This is a genomic window from Planococcus sp. APC 3906, assembly GCF_030407685.1.
Lineage (GTDB): Bacteria > Bacillota > Bacilli > Bacillales_A > Planococcaceae > Planococcus > Planococcus koreensis.
The window spans coordinates 11,967-30,717 of sequence record NZ_JASDCW010000003.1 but is presented as its reverse complement, the minus strand read 5'-3'; the positions used below and the strand labels follow the sequence as shown (position 1 = coordinate 30,717).

The following is an 18,751-nucleotide window of genomic DNA, read 5'->3' as shown; positions in this document are numbered from 1 at the left end:
CCTGTCCAGCAATGGCAAGGAACGCCATTACCGGCCATGCCTCCAGCGCTTGTCGGGGCTAAACGGGCACTTCCGCTTTTCCACGCAAAAAAGCCCCATCCCAAAGGGACGAAGCTATGTTCGTGGTTCCACCCTTCTTCTATTCCGGACAGAAAATTCTGTGCGGAACGAAGCTCTGCATCGGCTAACGGGCCGGTACCGTCAGCTGCTACTAAAAAAGTTCACAGCTGCTGCTCGAAGGCGGTAAGCGTCGTGCCGGTACTTAAGAAGCTTGCAGCCGGGGCTTCTCTCTCTGAAAGTCGTACAGTCCGCTATTGTCCTTGTCAACGCATGTTAAATCATATTTCGATTGTTTTTACTATACTGTGTAAATCATGAAAACGCAATAGCCGTACTGTCAATTTCTGCGGTTTTTGCCGTCCAGCTTCACTGGCGTCGTCAAGGCACGGATCCTTTCCATGACGCGTGCCGCTTTCAAATCTTCTTTCTCGCCGCGCTGGGAATACGTGAGATGGTGCTGCAATTCGGAATAGCTGAAGTTCGACGTCATGAACGTCGGCAGCTTTTCCGCCATGCGGTAATGCAGGATCGTGCCGAGGACTTCGTCGCGCGTCCAGCTCGACATCGCTTCTGCTCCGATGTCATCGAGCATCAGTACATCGGCTTTTTTGACGTAATCGACTTTCTCCTGCAGCGTCTGATCCCCGATTGCCTGTTTCATTTCACGCATGAATTCAGGCACGAAAACCAAGACCGAGCGGATATTCATGTCCGCAAGTTCGTTGGCAACGGCGCTCAGTAAATAAGATTTGCCGACGCCGAACTTACCGTAAAGATACAAGCCTTTTTCCGGCATATGGCCTGGCCCTGTCGTTTCATCCAGGAACTTGCCGACCGCGCGGAACGATTCCATGCGGCTGTCGTCCGGCTCGAATTCATCAAGCGTCGCTTGCATGACTTCTTTCGGCATATACATGCTGTGGATCATCGAAGAAGCCTTGCGTTTATTGTCATGGGCATTTTTCAAACGGCAAGCCGTATAGGAAATGCCGATTGTGCCCCGTTCAAGCACAAGGTTCGGCTCGAAGCCTTTCAAGTGGTTAACGCAACCTTCAAAGCTCGGGCATTTATGGCAGTCGTGGGATTGGTCGATATACTCGTATAATTTGTGAAGCCCACGGTCGACGGTGCTTTTGTCGATTTCCGAGGCATGCTGCTCCAGGAATTTTTGGACGCCGGGATGCTCCAGTACTTCCTTGCGCATGTCGTTATAGCGCTCTGAAAAAGCCGGTGCGTTCACGACGCGTTTCATTGTTTCGCGAATGGGCTCCATTTAATCACCTTTCCCTTTCTTCATCGCCAATTTAGCGAGAAGCTTTTGTTTCTCGATTTCCAGGCTTTCGTTTTTCGGGCCGGAAGCCGCAGGCGTTTCTTCTTTCGTATAAAACCATTCAGGCAGCTTTTCTTCACGAAGCGGCTTGCCTCTGTTCTGGCGCGCGGGTGCTTTTGAAGCAGCCGAAGGCGAACCTTCCGCTTTCCATTTCACATATTGCTCATGTTCAATGCGCGCAAGTTCCATCGCTTCTTTCGCCGTCGTGACATTTTTGCGCAGCCAATGCGACGCGATTTTCTCGACGTACGCTTTCGTCAATTTCATATCGGTGCGCAGCAGGACGTATTGCAGGAGCACATTGACCACTGCCGGCTCCATGCCATGCTGCATGACGAGCTGGTTCGCTAATTGCACATCTGCAGGCAGTGGTTCATTGCCATTGGCGATGTCCCTTAAAACTTCTACAGGCGCAGCCGATTCCAAATAAAGGATCAATTCGTCCTGGCGGGTTTTCGGCTCGTCACGCTGTTCTGTCGGCTTTTCTTCCTTCTTCACATGGACGAGCTGCGGAGCTGTCGTAGCAACCGTCAATTTATAATATTCGGAAGCGGCTTTTTTCAAGCTTTCGGCCGTCATTTTATAATCTTCATCAATTGCCAGCAAGACCACTTTCTGCATTTCCAGCGGACCCCAGCTGTACAAATACGCTAACTTTCCGATGGTGTCTTTGATTGAAGCCGTCAGGACGCGCTTCGGCACCAGCTGCTCGGACAATCCTTGCTGCAATAAGCTGAAATCAAAATCGGACTCGGTCTGGTAAGCCCCTTTTTTGCGTTCATGCAAATCTTTCGTCTCCGCCGGATAGCCGGCTTTCGCATGGACCGGCCGGAAAATATCCGTGAATGTGCGGGACACCTCCTCAAAGCCTTCGCCGATATCAGTCGGATTCAAAAACCGCTCCCGCACTTTGCGGTATGCCGACTCGCCGATTTTGCTGAACAGGAACATCGACAGCAATGGATCCTGGAAAAACGTTTTCGGGTCAAGCGGCGGACATAGTTCATAGATGAACGACCGGTGCCCGTTGTCTTTCTTGAAGGTCTTCATCAAACCGATCGCTTCGAGCTGGATGCGGGATTCAAAAAGCTTCGCGATTGAAATGCCCAATGTGTTCATTAATGAATAATGGGTCGCTTCTTCGCCCTGCGCTTCCCCTTCCGCCCATAGCGTCAAATAGAACGCAGTGGCTTCCGCCCCGATCATCGGCTGGTACAAGAGCGTCAAAAGCTGGCGGTCGTAATTGGAAAACGGATACGGCAGCCGGATTTTAAATGAATCCGGAGGCTGCAGTTCTTTATAAAGTGCAGACATAGTACACCACCTTATTCGGGTTTCTTGCCATTCGGGTTTTTATCCAGTAATTCCTTTAATTCATCGATAAAAACCGTAATGTCTTTGAACTGGCGATAAACCGAAGCGAAGCGGACATACGCCACTTCGTCGATTGCCGCTAGGCGGTTCATGACAAGTTCTCCGACTTCCTCGGATTTCACTTCAGCATTGCCTGTACGGCGCAACTCCTTCTCGATATCAAACACAAGGTTCTCCAGCGTCTCCAAAGGAACTGGACGCTTTTCGCAAGCACGGATCAAGCCGCGCAACACTTTCTCGCGGCTGAATTCTTCACGCGAGCCATCTTTCTTCACAACGATCAATGGCATTTCTTCCACTTTTTCAAACGTCGTATACCGGTAGCCGCATGCTTCACACTCCCTGCGCCTCCGAATTGATTTATTATCATCTACTGGCCGCGAATCCACGACGCGTGTGCCATTATGCTGGCAAGCCGGACATCTCATATTGGACCTCTCCCTAAACATTGTTTCTCGTAACTCCAGTATAACAAATTTACGGCGCCATTAGTTGCTATATAAATAGAACGAAAGAAGTATCATATTGAAAATAGCTTCAGTCGCTTTGGGCATGGCTCCCGCGAGAAGCCGAGAAGAACACTCGTCTCCTTGCTTCGCCTAGCCCCTTGACGCGCTTCAGCTAAGATATCTCTCGATTTGGAGCAAAGTAGCTTAGACATCTGCAGATTAGAAAATTGACACTCAAGACCCCAGAAGAGCAATCGTTAGCAAGGTGAGGGTACTTGTCACTCATCGATTGTGAATATTAACTAGTTCAACAATATATAAGCCATCTCCGCAATTTTGCTTCTTATCAATAAAATAGAAGGCTTTAAACAACATTTTTTTAAAGAACTATCCAGCGCAGGCGCGAACACGGGCTAGGCAAGGAGATGGCCAAATGAAATTTGGACCATTTCCTTTGCTTCGAAGCTAGCGCAGCGATGCAACGGTCTTTCATGTCCCGAAGCTAGTGAAGCGTTGCAACGGTCTTAAATGTCTCGAAGCTAGCGCAGCGTTGCAGAGACAGGGACAGAAGCAGTAGGTTTTTAGCAGAAAGACAAGCGTTCTTTGCTTGGCTTTTTGTGTAAACCATGCCCTGAGCGACCGCAGCGGTATATCACAAATATCTATTATCCCTAGAAAACAGAAAAAGCAGGGGATCAGATCCCCTGCTTCATATCGTTCATGTTAATGGATTATGCATTTACTGATACTTTGGATTGGCCAGCACTGACTGGACCCATTCCACGCGGAATTTCTACGAATTCACGTGTGCCTGAATTCAACGCTTCTGCAATATAATTAGCTGCAACAGTTGGATCAAGATCGCCGCAAGTATAAACATCGATACTTGCATAGCCGTGTTCCGGGAAGCTGTGGATCGTTAAATGCGATTCAGAAATGATGACTACCCCGCTTACGCCTTGAGGTGCAAATTTGTGAAAAGCTACTTCTCTGACTTCGGCTCCGGATTTAAGTGCTGCATCAACAAAAGTCTGTTCGATAAAATCCATATCGTTTAATTTGTCAAAATCACACTGCCAAAGTTCTGCAATTACGTGACGTCCCATTGTTTCCATGGTTCGTTTCCCCCTTTGATATCATTTTGTTTTAGTGCGCAAAATATTCAAAGTTGACTACCACGGGGGAAAGTTAGTCCAAAGAGGTCCTAACCCTTTAAGCAGTCATGTGAATAAATATTGCTCCGTCCGCTCCTGCTTTATGCTCTCAGAAACGAAGAAGTACGTAGCCGTTTTTTGACTACGAATGTTAGTATATGATGTATTGAAATGAAATGCAATCATAATTACTCAAAATCAATTAATTTTTATGGGAATTTTTTTCATGGAAAAAGCCGCACGCCATTTTACAATGGCTGCGGCCTGTATTAATTATCGGGCATAAACCAATGATTTTGCCACTTTTTTAGTTAAATCGACCACCCGTGCAGAGTAGCCCCACTCATTATCATACCAAGCGAGAACTTTCACTTTGCGGCCGCCAATGACCATCGTGGACAATCCATCTACGATCGCCGATTGTTCAGTCGTATTGAAATCGATCGACACCAATGGCTCCATCGTCAAGCTCAGGATGCCTTCAAGGCCGTCCACTGAAGCCGCTTGGAACGCAGCATTTACTTCTTCGATCGTTACGTCTTGCTTCAAGTCGACGACAAGATCCACTAAAGATACATTAGGCGTCGGTACGCGGAGCGACATGCCGTGAAGCTTGCCTTCCAATTCCGGAAGCACTAATGATAGCGCTTTCGCAGCGCCCGTAGAAGTAGGGATGATCGACTGGGCACATGCACGCGCGCGGCGGAGATCTTTATGCGGGTTATCCAGGTTCTTTTGGTCATTCGTGTAAGAATGGACAGTTGTCATGAGGCCGTTTTCAATCCCGAACGCATCGTTCAAGACTTTCGCAACCGGTGCAAGGCAGTTTGTCGTGCAGCTGGCATTTGAAATGACGTCATGCTTATCGATTTCGAGTGCGTCGTCATTGACGCCCATCACGATAGTCACATCTGCATTTTTACCCGGTGCGGATAAAATGACTTTCTTGGCTCCAGCATCCAGATGCAATGCCGCTTTTTCGCGTGCATTGAACTTGCCTGTTGCTTCAATGACGATGTCGATGCCCATTTCACTCCAAGGAAGCAGTAAAGGATCGCGTTCATTGACGAGCTGGACCCGTTTGCCATTGACAATTAATGCATCTTCTTCATGAGAGACGTCGCCCTGGAAGGTGCCGTGATTTGTGTCATACTTAATCAGATGCGCTAGTGTTGCAGCAGGATAGCCGGCATTTACAGCGGCAATTTTGATGTCATCCATTAAAATAGCTTGTCTGAAAACCATACGGCCGATGCGGCCAAACCCGTTAATCGCAATAGAAACTGTCATTTATGAGTCCCCCATTAAATAAGTTATACTTTTATTTTTAATTCGTTATATAGTATAACACATTTTACGGATACTGGAACCTTAAAGTTCACTTCAGCATTTATTGTTCCGAAATGCCCGCATCCCATTCTTCCAGGATGCGGTTGAGTTGCCATTTCGTTTCTTCGATGGTGCCATTATTGTAAATGACGGCATCTGCGCCTTCTTCTTTGACGGACATCGGCAATTGCGAGGAAATCCGCGCAAGCGCCTCCCCTTCAGCCAATTCGTTGCGTTCCATGAGGCGCTTCAGCTGATTTTCTTCGGTTACGCTGACGACCAGAATCTTATCTGCGAAATGCTGGAGTTTGCTTTCGAACAGCAGCGGGATGTCCATGATGACGACTTTCTGGCCTTCAGCCACATAAGCCGCCCGCTGCCGCAGCATTTCGTTGCGGATCGCTGGATGAATAATATCGTTCAAGCGTTTCCGGCTGGCTGGATCAGTGAAAATGAGGTCCCCCACTTTTTTCCGGTCCAGCGAACCATCCGGCAAAATGACATCTTCACCGAACGCCCCCTTGATTTTCTCCAATGTTTCACTGTCGGGTTCCACAACTTGGCGAGCCACTAAATCAGCATCGACAATCGGATAGCCCAATTCCTTCAACATCTGCGAGACGGTGCTTTTCCCGCTCGCTATGCTCCCTGTTAACCCAATGATCATCCTAATCCCTCATTTTTGGCATGTTGGGCAGTAGACGGAAGTGCGCCCTGCAATTTGCAGGGACTTCGTCGCTGTGCCGCATTCCATGCATTGTTTTTTGCCGTACATGCCGAAGCGGTCCTGCATCCGCCCTGATTCGCCATTGATGTTGCGGTAATCCGAAATGGTGCTGCCGCCAGCATCGATGCTTTCGAGCAGGATTGCCGCAACCGCTTTGAACAACTGGATTTTCCGGGCACGGCTGATGCGCCCTGCTGCACGGTTCGGATGGATTTTCATCCGGAACAGCGCTTCGGTTGCGTAGATATTGCCGCAGCCCGAAATCACCTGCCCATTCATGATGACTTCCTTGATCGGCTTCGCGCTGTATTTCGGACGTTCCGCCATATGGAGAAAATGTTCGAGTGCCTCTTCAGCGAACGGTTCCGGCGCCATTAAAAGCAGCGGCGGAAAATCCGCTTCGCCGTTCAGCAGGCGCATCTCACCGAAACGGCGGATGTCCGAATACGCCAATAGATTGCCGTCGTCGAGCGTCAGCACGACATGGACATGGCGGCGGAATTTCTCTTCCGTAATGGACAACAGGCTGTCGACGTAAAACCACGCGCCCGACATGCCCAAATGGTTGACCAATAAAAACTCCCGTTCTTTTATCATCGTGAAATAAATATATTTGCTGCGCCGTTCCACGCTTGAAATTTCCGCCCCGACCAGCCGGCTGATAAATGCATCCGCATCCATCTTTTTGATGATCGCTTCCTTGCCATTCGCCTTTGACAGGCGGATGGTGTCGGAAACGAAAACATCGCGGATTGTTTTTCCGGCTGCGGCCGGACGGATTTGGCGAACGACGCCTTCTACTTCAGGAAGTTCAGGCATCCTTCAGCCCTCCTATCATTTTGTATCGTACCAAGTATCACCGAATGCGAAATCGACTTTCAGCGGCACATTCAACGTGACGGCCGATTCCATCGCTTGCGGCACCAATGTCTTCAATTTCTCAAGTTCATTCGGCGGCGCTTCAAAGATCAGTTCATCGTGCACTTGAAGCAGCATGCGCGTCTGCATATTTTCACGCTTCAAGGCATCCGCCATGTCGATCATCGCTTTTTTGATGATGTCAGCGGCACTGCCTTGGATCGGCGTATTCATCGCTGTGCGTTCTGCAAAGCTGCGCAAATTGAAATTCGAGCTGTTGATGTCTGGCAAATAACGGCGGCGGTTCATGATCGTCGTCACAAAGCCGTTTTTCTTCGCCATTTGGATGCTCTCGTCCATGTAGCGCTTGACGCCAGGAAAGCTCTTCAAATACGTATCGATGAATTCTGCCGCTTCTTTGCGGGTGATGTTCAAGTTTTGCGACAAACCGTAATCGCTGATGCCGTAGACAATGCCGAAGTTGACGGCTTTTGCAGCACGGCGCATATTCGGTGTCACTTCTTCCGCTCCGACGCCATAAACGTCCATCGCCGTTTTCGTATGGATGTCCATATCGTTCTGAAACGCTTCGATCAGGCTTTCGTCTTTCGACATATCGGCCAGCACGCGCAATTCAATCTGCGAGTAATCGGCAGCGACCATGACCCAGCCCGACTGAGACGGCACGAAGGCTTTGCGGATTTTGCGCCCTTCTTCCAAACGCACCGGGATGTTCTGCAAGTTCGGGTTGATCGAACTCAAACGCCCTGTTGTCGTCAATGCCTGTTGGAAACGCGTATGGACTTTGCCGTCTTCATGGATTTCCTTCAATAAACCTTCTATATAAGTAGAACGGATCTTGCCCAATTGGCGGTACATCAGAATATAGGAAATGACTTCATGCTTGCCTTCGAGCTTCTCCAAAACATCTGCTGCCGTGGAATAGCCCGTTTTCGTCTTTTTCTGCACCGGCAATCCAAGTTTTTCAAACAGGATCACGCCCAATTGCTTCGGCGAATTGATGTTGAACCGTTCGCCTGCAAGGCCGTAAATATCGAATTCGATTTTCTCGAGTTTATGCGACAAATCCTTGCCCATTTCCACTAATTGCTCTTTATCGACTTTGACGCCGAACGATTCCATCTCACCCAAAATCGTGGCAAGCGGAAGCTCCAGCTTATTGTACAAATCGAATTGCTCGTTTTCCTGGAGCTTCTTCAAGACCATCGGGCGCACTTCCCAAATCGTGCGTGCTTTTCTGGCCATATGCTCGTTGAGGATAGCTGCTTCAGGCACCGCTTTTTTCGCGCCTTTGCCGTAGATCTGCTCATTCTGGGCGACATCCGTATAGCCGTATTCCTGAACGATATTCGCCAAATCCGTATACGTCAATGACGGATTGACAATATACGCGCCGAGCATCAAGTCAAAATCGACGCCGTCCACACCTAAGCCGTAGCGGTAGAAAGCAGCCGTTGCCGCTTTCGAATCGGACATGTATTTTTTCTTCGAATCGTCTGCGAACCATTCTTTGAACGCTTGAGATTGCGTGATCGTCTCCATCGGCACGACGTAGGTCTTGTCAGCCGTCGCCAATGAAACACCGAGCAAGTCGCATGTGTGGTATTGCTCATCGTACATTTCCAGGTGGATCGCCATCTCGTCTTCCAGAATCGACGCATCAAGTTCCGTCAGCACTTCGAATTCCAATTCTTTTTTGGTCGTTTCCTCAGCCGTGTAATCGAGTTTTTCCAGAAGCGATTTGAATGCCAGCTCATTCCATACTTTGACCAATTCATCGTGGTCCGGGCCTGGATAGGACAATTCTTCAATGGAAACTTCCACAGGTGCGCTGCGTTCGATCGTCGCCAATTTCTTGCTGATGTACGCAAGGTCTTCATTGGCAACGAGTTTTTCTTTCATCTTGCCTTTCTGCTGATCGATCGCTTCATAGACGCCTTCGACGCTGCCATGTGCTGCCAGCAGTTTCAATGCCGTTTTTTCGCCGACTCCCGGAACCCCTGGAATGTTATCCGAAGCATCGCCCATGAGGCCTTTCATATCGATGATCTGCAAAGGCGCCAAGTTGTATTTTTCACGGATGTGGTCGACGGTGTATTTCTCGATGTCCGTCATCCCTTTGCGGGTGATGTATACCGTAGTCGATGCAGACGCCAATTGCGTCAAATCCTTATCGCCGGAAATGACGATGACTTCATCGCCTTCTTTTTCCGCTTCCAGGCTCAACGTGCCGATGATGTCATCCGCTTCGTAATTCGGCAATTCATAGGTCTTGATGCGGTATGCATCGATCAGCTTGCGCAAATATGGAAATTGCTCCGACAGTTCGGGTGGTGTTTTTTGGCGCCCGCCTTTATACTCCCCGAACATCTCATTGCGGAACGTCGTTTTCCCGGCATCGAACGCCACGATCATATGCGTCGGCTGTTCTTCTTCCAGTATTTTTTGGAGCATCATCGTAAAGCCGTATACTGCATTCGTATGGATCCCTTGTTCATTCGTCAATAGCGGCAGCGCGAAAAACGCGCGGTACGCCAAACTGTTTCCGTCCAATAATAAAATCTTCTTTGCCACAATATTACCCCTCTCATAAACAAAAGCCGTCATTCCTTCTATTTTACCACGCGGGCAAAAAGAAGAGAAATGACGGCTTGCGGCTATTCCAAATTCCCGGAGAGAATTTGGGCGTAAGGCGAATCGGACGGCAAGATGATCACCGTGTCGTCGCCGATTGTTTTGGTATAAGACTGAAGCGAACGGTACAGCTCATAGAATTCCGGATCTTTGGAAAAAGAAGCATTATAGATTTTAGCAGCTTCGGATTCACCTTCCGACTGGATCAGCGCCGCTTCCTTTTTAGCGGAAGCAATCACTTCCTGCGCTTCGCGGTCAGCTTGCGCTTCGATTTCACGTTTTTTCGCATCGCCTTGTGACAGATAATCCTGTGCGGTCGAATCCCGCTCTGAAATCATCCGGGTATAGACCGACTGTTCGTTTTCTTCCGGCAAGTCCGTGCGTTTCATGCGGACGTCGACAACGCGAATGCCGTATTGGTCTTTCTCCAGCAATTCATTGACGCGGGCTGTGACATTGTCATTCAAACTGCCGCGTGAAGAATTTTCATCATTGATGATTTCATCGTAATTCAATTGCCCAAGTTCGGTCCGCACAACCGAGTAGATGAATTCCTCCATCCGCGATTCCGCATTGACGATCGTTACAGCATTTGTGATCAGTTCACGCGGGTTGACGACATGCCACACTGCGTAATTGTCGATGATGATGCGTTTTTTGTCTTTTGTGTTGATCTCCGCTTCGGAAACATCATAGGTCATCTGGTATTTCGGCAGCGTGCTGACACTTTGCACAAACGGGATTTTCATACGGATGCCCGGTTCTTCATAGATGCCGACAACTTCACCGAATTGGCGGACCACCCGGTACTCGTTTTCTTTTACGACATAGACATTCGTCAGCAGGACGATCAAAGCAAACAGCGCCAGCGACAAGACCGTGATCAATTTCCAGTATTTCTTGAAATTAATCGGTTCTCTCGGCGTTTTCGGTTTTTTCGGCTTCAGCGGCTTTTCCCACGGGTTCGGTTTTACGGGATTGTTCTGCGGTTTATTCGGCTCCATCAGTTTCCTCCCCCTTCTTCTGCTGCCGGCGGCACGATTGTCTGTGTTTCATTTAACGGCAAGTACGTCATTGTTCCGCCTTCGTCGTTCATGATGTAAAGTTTCGCGTTAGGCAATACGGTCTCAAGTGTTTCCATAACAATCCGCTGGCGCGTCACTTCCGGATTGGTTTCATATTCTGCGTATAATTTATCAAACAATGCGACGTCTCCAAGTGCCTGCTCGACGCGGGCCACTTTCTGCCCTTCGGCACGTGAATTGATGGCCGCTTTTTCACCCAGTGCTTCATTGCGCTTCTGGTTTTCGTATTTCCGCGCTTCGTTGATTTTTGTGTTCATCGTCTCGCGAGCATCCGTCACATTGGTGAACGCTGCACGAACTTCTTCATTCGGCAGCTCGACGTCCTGCAGTTTAACGGCTAACACGGTGATGCCGAAATCGTATTTATCCATTAAGGAAGCGAGCAAGTCTCTTGTCTCCGCCTCGATTTCCGCTTTTCCGGAAGTCAGCGCGTCATCAATGAGCGAACTGCCGATAATGGAGCGGATGGAAGCCGATGTCGCATCGTGCAGCACATCTTGCGGATTTTCTGCATTGAACAGGTATTTTTTCGGATCGGTGATTTTCCACTGCACGACCAGATCGGTCAATACGATATTTTCATCCCCCGTGATCATTTTCGTTTCTTTGTCAAAAGCGACGATTTCGCCGTCTTCGTTTTGGTTATAGCCGAATTGGAGGCTATACGTTTCTTTTGATAGGATTTCGGCTTTCTGTATCGGCCAAGGCATCTTAAAATGAAGCCCCGGTTCGACAATCGTCTCATTGGCGACACCGAATGTGACGATTACCGCCTGCTCGGATTCATCTACGGTATACCATGATGTGAACACAGCAATCAGCAACAGGATTCCGAAAATGGACAATCCAATGATAGCTAAGATCTTTTTAACGGACATTTTTGTTCCCCCTTTTCTCTACTATTTCATATACGGCAGAATCTTGAAAAAGTTTCAGAAAATAGAAAAAGAGCCCCGGGGAAGGGCTCTTTTTCCCTTCATGCGGTTGAAGGGGGTTCTATTAAACAATAACATCCGATTGTGAAGCCAGTGTTAACCTAATGTTAAACTTACCACTGATTATTCTTATATTTCTTATAATAATTGACTTGGCGTGCAAACAAGTATAATTTACGCTTTAAATGCGTATCTTTCTTATAGAAAAGTGGATTGCCGTATTTGCCTTTTTTCAGCAATTCATTGATATCCCGTTGAACTGCTTTGTTATTGACGAATTTGCGCAGCACGATTTTCGGCACTACCGTGAAGAGGAAATCTTCGTTCAAATACGTCACCGGCTTTTCCACATGGTAAATCAAGTCATCAACAAGATACGATGCCATGTTGTGGCCAAGTGCCGTCACGTAATAGCTCGAACGCCCTTGGCGGATATTCACTTCAAACACTTTGAACTTGCCGTCGCGTTCATCAAATTTCAAGTCGAAATTCGCGAAGCCGTTATAGCCGACCGCTTCCAGGAAGTTTTGCAGCTTGACCATCATTTCCTTGTTATAGCGGGTGATCAACGCTGTGTAATTGCCGATTGCTGTAACAGTATGTTCTTGCAGCACGACTTGCGCAAACGTCACCAGCTGGGTCTTGCCTTTTGAACTTGCGTAAATGACGGAATCCCACATATACGTGTCGTCGCCCGGGATGAAATCCTGGATGATCAGCTCATCGTCGTAGCCGCTGCCGACGATTTTATTGATGACATCTTGCAGTTCACGCGGATTTTCGACTTTATAGACTTTTTGCTGGCCATCAAATTTGTTGAGGTTATAAGCAATTCCGTTGCTCGGCTTGGCGATGACCGGATACATCATCTGTTCTTCGAACGGCGTGTTTGAACGGCAATCGTAGAAATAAGTCGTAGGTGTATCGATGCCGTGCTCCGCACATAATTTATAGAAATTCGATTTGACCTGCAGCTTGTTCATCAAGTCCTCGGAGATATAATTAAAGACAAAAAACTCTTTCAGTATTGCCGCGTTCTCGATAATCAAGCGCACGTATAAGTCGTTGGTGCCAACAAGCAGCAAGGTCTTGCCAGGTGTTCTGTATTTTTGGGCGATAGCGGTCATGATCCCGGCAAATTGTGCGGAATCCGATAAGCCCGAACGCAATTCAATTGTTTCGGTAATTGTGCTCATTGCTGTAAATGACAACGGTTCTTTGCCGACCAAAATTGGTTTAATGCCATATGCTTCGTGAAAAGAAATGGCCATGTTGTAAGCGTTCATGTCTGTGCCAATAATAATCGGCAAAAATGGGTTTGTTTCCATATGTTCCTCCTAGATTAACTTGCTAAGGGCAAGTGGATGATAAACGTTGAGCCTTTGCCGACTTCGCTTTTGACTTCCACTTTGCCGTGATGTGCTTCGATTAAATGTTTGACGATGGATAATCCCAGTCCGGTTCCGCCGGAGTTTCGGCTTCTCGCCCGGTCCACCCGGTAAAAACGTTCAAACAAACGGCTGAATTCAGCTTTTGCGATGCCGATTCCCTGGTCTTCCACTTCAATAATGGCTTCATTGCCGCGTGAAAATAACCGGATGGTGATCACCGTCTGCTCCGGCGAATAGGTCATAGCGTTGACCAATAAATTCATCATGACCTGGACAAGCCGGTTTGGGTCTCCTTGGACAATAACGGGTTCGAGCTGAAGGTTCAACTCGATCCCTTTGTCTTCCAGTTTTTTCTGCACCATTTCCCTCACTTGGTAAATGATCGCTTCCATATCCGTTGGATGGGCATCCACTTTAAAGCCGGACTGTTCCACCCGCGAAAGTTCCAACAAATCTTCAATCAGCATTTCCAGCCGATTGCTTTCTTTATGGATGATTTCCAAAAACGATTCACACGTGGCGGGATCTTTATAGGCCCCGTCTAAAAGCGTCTCGGAAAACCCTTTTATCGACGTCACTGGCGTCCGCAATTCGTGAGATACATTCGCCACGAAATCTTTCCGGATCTGCTCCAACCGTTTTAGTTCTGTGATATCGTGCAGCACGATGACAATGCCATGCCATTGCTCCTGTTCACCGATTACCGGCGCACCGTAGACATCAATATGGCGGCTGCTCAGCCCTTGGTTGAATGCAAGCTGTTCGCGGGCAGGTTTTTCCATCATAAAAACCCGCTCGATAAACTCCTGCAGAACCTGGGGAATCGGAACTTCTTTGTAGAATTTCTTATTGACATCCATTTCAGCTAATTCGAATTCATACATGAATGATTTATTGACAAGCGACACCGAACCTTGGCGATCAATCATGATCAGCGCACTGCCCATATTTTCAATCAGTGTTTTCAGCCGTTCTTGTTCCATTTCACGGACAGCTGTTATTTCCTGCAGGTTCCTTGCCAGGACATTGATGGTAGAACTGAGTTCGACTGTGCCGATGTTGCTGTATTCATATGCGCGCGCCTGGTAATTTCCTTTGGCCAACTCCAACGCGGTTTCTGTCACGTTTTCAATCGGCATGGCCTGGACCTTGATGATCCGGTAGCCGATAATAGCCGAAAAAATCATGGCCAGCGCAAAAATAAGCGCAAGCCAGATCCATAATTGCATTTGATTTCCCGATTCTGCGTAAATGGGAAAAAGCTGGCCGATGATGAGCAATAGGCCAGCCAGCAATATACCGAGCCACGCAAGGATTGTCATCAATAAGCGATGCTGAAATGACTTCATCCCGCTTTCGGCTCCTCAAATTTATAGCCCAGCCCCCGAATCGTCTTGATGAAAACCGGTTTGCGGCTGTTTTCCTCGATTTTTTCACGCAGATGGCTGATATGAACATCCACAATTCGCGTATCGCCTGCAAAATCGTATTTCCAGACGGCACTCAATAACTGGTCGCGTGTCAGCACACGATTTTTGTTTTCCATCAAGTAGACAAGAAGTTCGAACTCTTTCGGAGTGAAATCAAGCTGTTTTTCATCCAGAAAAACCTCGAACCGATCTGGAAACACTTTTAAACTGCCCAGTACCATAGGCGCGGAAGTTTCTCCTTTTGGCGTCGGAGTCGTAACCGAACGCCGCAGCACTGCTTTGATGCGTGCTACAACTTCCCTTGGGCTGAAAGGTTTTGTCATATAATCATCGGCTCCGAGTTCCAGCCCGAGCACTTTATCGAATTCATCATCTTTTGCAGTCAGCATAATGATGGGAGTATTCACCTTCTCTTGGCGAAGCGCTTTGCACACTTCCACACCGTCCATTGATGGCAGCATCAAATCAAGGACGATGAGCGATGGTTTCTCGCTTAACGCCAAATCATAGCCTTGCTTCCCGTCGTTGGCGACAATCGTTTCAAATCCCGCTTGCACCAGGTTATAAGATAGGAGCGTAGCAATTGAATGTTCATCTTCGATAATCAGTATTTTATTCAGCATTTGACATCCTCCACATTCAGTTTGAAACCCCCATCTCAAACCGTTTAGAAATTATCCATTGCATGTGTGGCCAGCTGATTCAGCAACTGCGGCGGGTTAACATGCACCGTTCCTTCAACAACGGTGTTGCCGTTTTCATCAGTTGCTTCGACCCGTACGCTTACCAGGTTGTTTTTTTCGTCAATCTCAACGATTTCCAGCAAGAAGTCGATCGTTGAATAATGGTATACCGGTTTAACAAATTTCAATCGCTGTTCATTAATATACGAGCCTGGGCCCGGCAAGTATTTGGAGATTGCTGAAGTGATAATGCCCGTCAGCATGATGTTTGGCACAACCGGTTTTTCAAATGCGGTCTGGGAAGCAAAATCGTGCTGGATATACAGCGGATTCCCGTCATTCGTCAACCCCAGATAAAGAAGCAGATCTTTGTCTTCAATCTTCTCTGTGAGTTTCAATTTTTCCCCGACATTCATATCCTCGATTTTTCGGCCTAATTTACGTTTCTTACCAAGCAACAATAAATTCCCCTCCTAAATCTTGCTACCCTTATAGTATCAAGTAATGCGTTATAAGTGCAAGCGGGTATAATATCCTTGGCGGAGTGCTAGAAAAGCACCCGCCAAGGGTATTAGTTAAGGATATTAGTTGTGGATACTCCGCAAAATTGCTGCGCTTGCCGCGGGCGAGCGCTGAGCCGCTTCGTCGCTTCGCTCCTGCAGGGTCTCAGCTGTCTCGCTTTCCCGCAGGCGTCTCCGCAATTTTGCTGCGTATCTACGAAATAGCTGAACAACGTGAATTTTTTCTTTCAAATTACTTATCCAGCGAAGACGCGACCAAGGGCTAGGCGGAGTAATGAGACGGGTGCTCTTCCCGACTCATTATGGGAGCCAAGGAGGTGCCAGATACTTTTGGCAACTCCTTTGCGACGAGCTTGCGCAGGAGCAATATTCTTTGCATTGCCCAAAGCGTCCGAAGCGATGTTTAATAAGTTATTGCCTTAGTTCAACTTACTTATTTAATATTTTACATTTTTAAAAATAAAAACCGGACAGGAAAATTCCTGCCCGGCTGATTAATATTTACACCAAAAGATCCATTACAACTTTCACGGATTCAGCTGATTTGTTAAGCAATGCCCGCTCTTCTTCGTTTAAATCGATTTCGATGATTTTTTCAATGCCGCCTGCACCCAGAATGGTCGGCACGCCGAGGTAAATGCCATCCAACCCGTACTCGCCTTCCAAATAGGCGATCGACGGCAGAATGCGGCGCTGGTCTTTGATGATCGCTTCAGCCATTTCCACTAAAGAGGCAGCTGGCGCATAGTAAGCAGAGCCGTTTCCGAGCAGGTTGACGATTTCAGCTCCGCCTTTACGTGTGCGGTCAACGATTTCGTCAAGACGCTCTTTAGCGATGAGCGTCTCCAACGGAATGCCTCCTGCGTATGAATAGCGAACCAAGGGCACCATGTCATCGCCATGGCCGCCAAGGACGAATCCGGTAACGTCTTTGACCGAAACGTTGAGTTCTTCTGCAACAAATGTACGGAAGCGTGCAGAATCCAATACGCCGGACTGGCCAATAACGCGTTCTTTCGGCAATCCCGATGCTTTATAGACGGTATATGTCATCGCATCGACCGGATTCGTCAATACGAGAATCGTCGTATCCGGTGAATACTTGACGATTTCAGCCGTCACGGATTTCATGACGTTTTGGTTCGTCTGCACAAGATCATCCCGGCTCATGCCCGGCTTGCGGGCGATTCCCGCAGTGATGATCACCAAATCGGAGCCTTTGGTATCCTCATAATTCGCTGTCCCGGTTACCCGCGCGTCAAACCCTTGAACAGGGCCAGCTTCTGCCATATCGAGCGCTTTGCCTTTTGCCGGGTTTTCCATTTGTGGAATATCGACCAGTACAACATCGCCCAATTCTTTTTGTGCCAATAGAAATGCAGCTGTAGCGCCTGTAAATCCTGAACCGATGACCGAAATTTTTTTACGTTTGAATGTCATAGAAACTCTCCTTTGAATTCGTATTTGGGTAAATAAAAAAAGAGGGGTTTCCCCCTCCAATTTTTAAAGATTTTTAATTAATTCGTCAGCGAATGCAGAACATTTCACTTCTGTAGCGCCGTCCATAAGACGTGCGAAGTCATAAGTGACTACTTTAGAAGCGATTGTTTTCTCCATAGAAGCCATGATTAATTTAGCCGCTTCATTCCAGCCCAAGTGCTCAAGCATCAAAACGCCTGACAAGATGACTGATGAAGGGTTTACTTTATCAAGGCCAGCATATTTAGGAGCTGTACCGTGAGTAGCTTCGAAAATCGCATGTCCAGTCAAGTAGTTGATGTTTGCTCCTGGAGCAATTCCGATTCCGCCTACTTGTGCAGCCAATGCGTCAGAGATGTAATCGCCGTTCAAGTTCATTGTTGCAACAACATCGAACTCGCTTGGGCGTGTAAGGATTTGCTGAAGGAAGATATCAGCGATTGAATCTTTGACAAGGATTTTGCCAGAGTCAAGAGCTTCTTTTTGTGCTTTATCAGCAGCTTCAGTTCCTTGCTCATCTTTGATCTTGTCATATTGGTTCCATGTGAACACTTTGTCGCCGAATTCTTGCTCAGCAACTTCGTAGCCCCAGTTCTTGAAAGCTCCTTCAGTGAACTTCATGATGTTCCCTTTGTGGACAAGCGTCAATGACTCGCGGCCTTCAGTGATTGCATAGTTGATTGCAGCACGAACTAAGCGTTTTGTTCCTTCTTCTGAAATCGGTTTGATGCCGATTCCTGAAGTTTCTGGGAAGCGGATGTTTTTAACGCCCATTTCGTCAGTAAGGAAAGCGATCAATTTCTTAACTTCATCAGAACCTTTAGCGTATTCGATGCCCGCATAGATATCTTCCGTGTTTTCGCGGAAAATGACCATATCCGTATCTTCAGGGCGTTTAACCGGTGAAGGTACGCCTTCGAAATAACGTACAGGGCGCAAGCATGTATAAAGATCCAATTCTTGGCGCAAAGCAACGTTCAATGAACGGATACCACCGCCGATTGGCGTTGTAAGAGGTCCTTTGATTGCGATCAAGTATTCGCGGATAACGTCAAGCGTTTCTTCCGGAAGCCATTCGCCAGTTTCGTCGAATGCTTTTTGTCCAGCAAGAACTTCTTTCCAAACGATTGATTTTTCACCGTTATAAGCTTTTGTTACAGCTTGCTCAAGAACGCGTGAAGCCGCATTCCAGATGTCCGGCCCAGTGCCGTCACCGATGATGAAAGGAATTACTGCATTATTAGGAACGTTTAAAACGCCGTTTTCTACTGTGATTTTTTCGCCTGTCATT

16 protein-coding genes are annotated in these 18,751 nt (G+C 47.7%); all 16 read right to left on the bottom strand.

Features of this window, described 5'->3' with window-relative positions; translation table 11 throughout:
- Nucleotides 1–397 precede the first annotated feature (397 nt).
- Nucleotides 398–1,333 carry a primosomal protein DnaI gene (gene dnaI, locus QMA09_RS02805; RefSeq protein ID WP_290211936.1) on the bottom strand — a complete coding sequence of 312 codons (936 nt, stop codon included), beginning with the start codon at nucleotides 1,331–1,333 and terminating at the stop codon, nucleotides 398–400.
- Entirely contained in the window at nucleotides 1,334–2,704 is a 1,371-nt protein-coding gene (locus tag QMA09_RS02800) for a replication initiation and membrane attachment family protein (RefSeq protein WP_290211935.1), read from the bottom strand.
- Between the two features lie 11 nt (nucleotides 2,705–2,715).
- Nucleotides 2,716–3,192, bottom strand: coding sequence for a transcriptional regulator NrdR (nrdR, locus tag QMA09_RS02795; protein ID WP_135500320.1), 477 nt, complete (start codon nucleotides 3,190–3,192; stop codon nucleotides 2,716–2,718).
- A 752-nt stretch (nucleotides 3,193–3,944) separates the two neighbouring features.
- Complete coding sequence (speD, locus tag QMA09_RS02790) at nucleotides 3,945–4,328, bottom strand: adenosylmethionine decarboxylase (RefSeq protein WP_135500321.1); 384 nt, start codon at nucleotides 4,326–4,328, stop codon at nucleotides 3,945–3,947.
- 312 nt (nucleotides 4,329–4,640) lie between these two features.
- A complete protein-coding gene (locus QMA09_RS02785; protein ID WP_135500322.1) occupies nucleotides 4,641–5,657 on the bottom strand; it encodes a glyceraldehyde-3-phosphate dehydrogenase in 1,017 nt (338 codons plus the stop codon).
- A gap of 100 nt (nucleotides 5,658–5,757) precedes the next feature.
- The gene (gene coaE, locus QMA09_RS02780) at nucleotides 5,758–6,363 is read right to left on the bottom strand and encodes a dephospho-CoA kinase (protein WP_290211934.1); all 606 of its coding nucleotides are present in this window, start codon (nucleotides 6,361–6,363) and stop codon (nucleotides 5,758–5,760) included.
- A 9-nt stretch (nucleotides 6,364–6,372) separates the two neighbouring features.
- A complete protein-coding gene (gene mutM, locus QMA09_RS02775) occupies nucleotides 6,373–7,242 on the bottom strand; it encodes a bifunctional DNA-formamidopyrimidine glycosylase/DNA-(apurinic or apyrimidinic site) lyase (RefSeq protein WP_290211933.1) in 870 nt (289 codons plus the stop codon).
- Nucleotides 7,243–7,257: 15 nt separating this feature from the next.
- Nucleotides 7,258–9,879 (bottom strand): DNA polymerase I, encoded by a 2,622-nt coding sequence (polA, locus tag QMA09_RS02770; RefSeq protein ID WP_290212037.1) that lies wholly within the window; start codon nucleotides 9,877–9,879, stop codon nucleotides 7,258–7,260.
- Nucleotides 9,880–9,959: 80 nt separating this feature from the next.
- Nucleotides 9,960–10,940: a protease modulator HflC gene (gene hflC / locus QMA09_RS02765; RefSeq protein ID WP_290211932.1), complete on the bottom strand. Its 981-nt coding sequence runs from the start codon at nucleotides 10,938–10,940 to the stop codon at nucleotides 9,960–9,962.
- Nucleotides 10,940–11,899 (bottom strand): FtsH protease activity modulator HflK, encoded by a 960-nt coding sequence (gene hflK / locus QMA09_RS02760; RefSeq protein WP_290211931.1) that lies wholly within the window; start codon nucleotides 11,897–11,899, stop codon nucleotides 10,940–10,942. Before hflK ends, hflC begins: the two co-directional genes overlap by 1 nt.
- Before the next feature lie 170 nt (nucleotides 11,900–12,069).
- Nucleotides 12,070–13,284 (bottom strand): carboxylate--amine ligase, encoded by a 1,215-nt coding sequence (locus QMA09_RS02755; RefSeq protein WP_290211930.1) that lies wholly within the window; start codon nucleotides 13,282–13,284, stop codon nucleotides 12,070–12,072.
- Nucleotides 13,285–13,298: 14 nt separating this feature from the next.
- Complete coding sequence (gene pnpS / locus QMA09_RS02750) at nucleotides 13,299–14,696, bottom strand: two-component system histidine kinase PnpS (protein WP_290211929.1); 1,398 nt, start codon at nucleotides 14,694–14,696, stop codon at nucleotides 13,299–13,301.
- Nucleotides 14,693–15,400, bottom strand: coding sequence for a response regulator transcription factor (locus tag QMA09_RS02745; RefSeq protein ID WP_135500329.1), 708 nt, complete (start codon nucleotides 15,398–15,400; stop codon nucleotides 14,693–14,695). Before QMA09_RS02745 ends, pnpS begins: the two co-directional genes overlap by 4 nt.
- 44 nt (nucleotides 15,401–15,444) lie before the next feature.
- Complete coding sequence (locus QMA09_RS02740) at nucleotides 15,445–15,921, bottom strand: MaoC/PaaZ C-terminal domain-containing protein (protein ID WP_135500330.1); 477 nt, start codon at nucleotides 15,919–15,921, stop codon at nucleotides 15,445–15,447.
- Nucleotides 15,922–16,482: 561 nt separating this feature from the next.
- The gene (mdh, locus tag QMA09_RS02735) at nucleotides 16,483–17,421 is read right to left on the bottom strand and encodes a malate dehydrogenase (protein ID WP_290211928.1); all 939 of its coding nucleotides are present in this window, start codon (nucleotides 17,419–17,421) and stop codon (nucleotides 16,483–16,485) included.
- Nucleotides 17,422–17,484: 63 nt separating this feature from the next.
- Nucleotides 17,485–18,750 (bottom strand): NADP-dependent isocitrate dehydrogenase, encoded by a 1,266-nt coding sequence (gene icd, locus QMA09_RS02730; RefSeq protein WP_135500332.1) that lies wholly within the window; start codon nucleotides 18,748–18,750, stop codon nucleotides 17,485–17,487.
- Between the last annotated feature and the right edge of the window lies 1 nt (nucleotide 18,751).

Coding starts and splice junctions, on each gene's coding strand:
- QMA09_RS02755 (WP_290211930.1), bottom strand. CDS start 13,284: ATGGAAACAAACCCATTTTTGCCGATTATTATTGGCACAGACATGAAC.
- dnaI (WP_290211936.1), bottom strand. CDS start 1,333: ATGGAGCCCATTCGCGAAACAATGAAACGCGTCGTGAACGCACCGGCT.
- QMA09_RS02800 (WP_290211935.1), bottom strand. CDS start 2,704: ATGTCTGCACTTTATAAAGAACTGCAGCCTCCGGATTCATTTAAAATC.
- QMA09_RS02785 (WP_135500322.1), bottom strand. CDS start 5,657: ATGACAGTTTCTATTGCGATTAACGGGTTTGGCCGCATCGGCCGTATG.
- hflK (WP_290211931.1), bottom strand. CDS start 11,899: ATGTCCGTTAAAAAGATCTTAGCTATCATTGGATTGTCCATTTTCGGA.
- mdh (WP_290211928.1), bottom strand. CDS start 17,421: ATGACATTCAAACGTAAAAAAATTTCGGTCATCGGTTCAGGATTTACA.
- icd (WP_135500332.1), bottom strand. CDS start 18,750: ATGACAGGCGAAAAAATCACAGTAGAAAACGGCGTTTTAAACGTTCCT.
- pnpS (WP_290211929.1), bottom strand. CDS start 14,696: ATGAAGTCATTTCAGCATCGCTTATTGATGACAATCCTTGCGTGGCTC.
- speD (WP_135500321.1), bottom strand. CDS start 4,328: ATGGAAACAATGGGACGTCACGTAATTGCAGAACTTTGGCAGTGTGAT.
- hflC (WP_290211932.1), bottom strand. CDS start 10,940: ATGGAGCCGAATAAACCGCAGAACAATCCCGTAAAACCGAACCCGTGG.
- nrdR (WP_135500320.1), bottom strand. CDS start 3,192: ATGAGATGTCCGGCTTGCCAGCATAATGGCACACGCGTCGTGGATTCG.
- mutM (WP_290211933.1), bottom strand. CDS start 7,242: ATGCCTGAACTTCCTGAAGTAGAAGGCGTCGTTCGCCAAATCCGTCCG.
- coaE (WP_290211934.1), bottom strand. CDS start 6,363: ATGATCATTGGGTTAACAGGGAGCATAGCGAGCGGGAAAAGCACCGTC.
- QMA09_RS02745 (WP_135500329.1), bottom strand. CDS start 15,400: ATGCTGAATAAAATACTGATTATCGAAGATGAACATTCAATTGCTACG.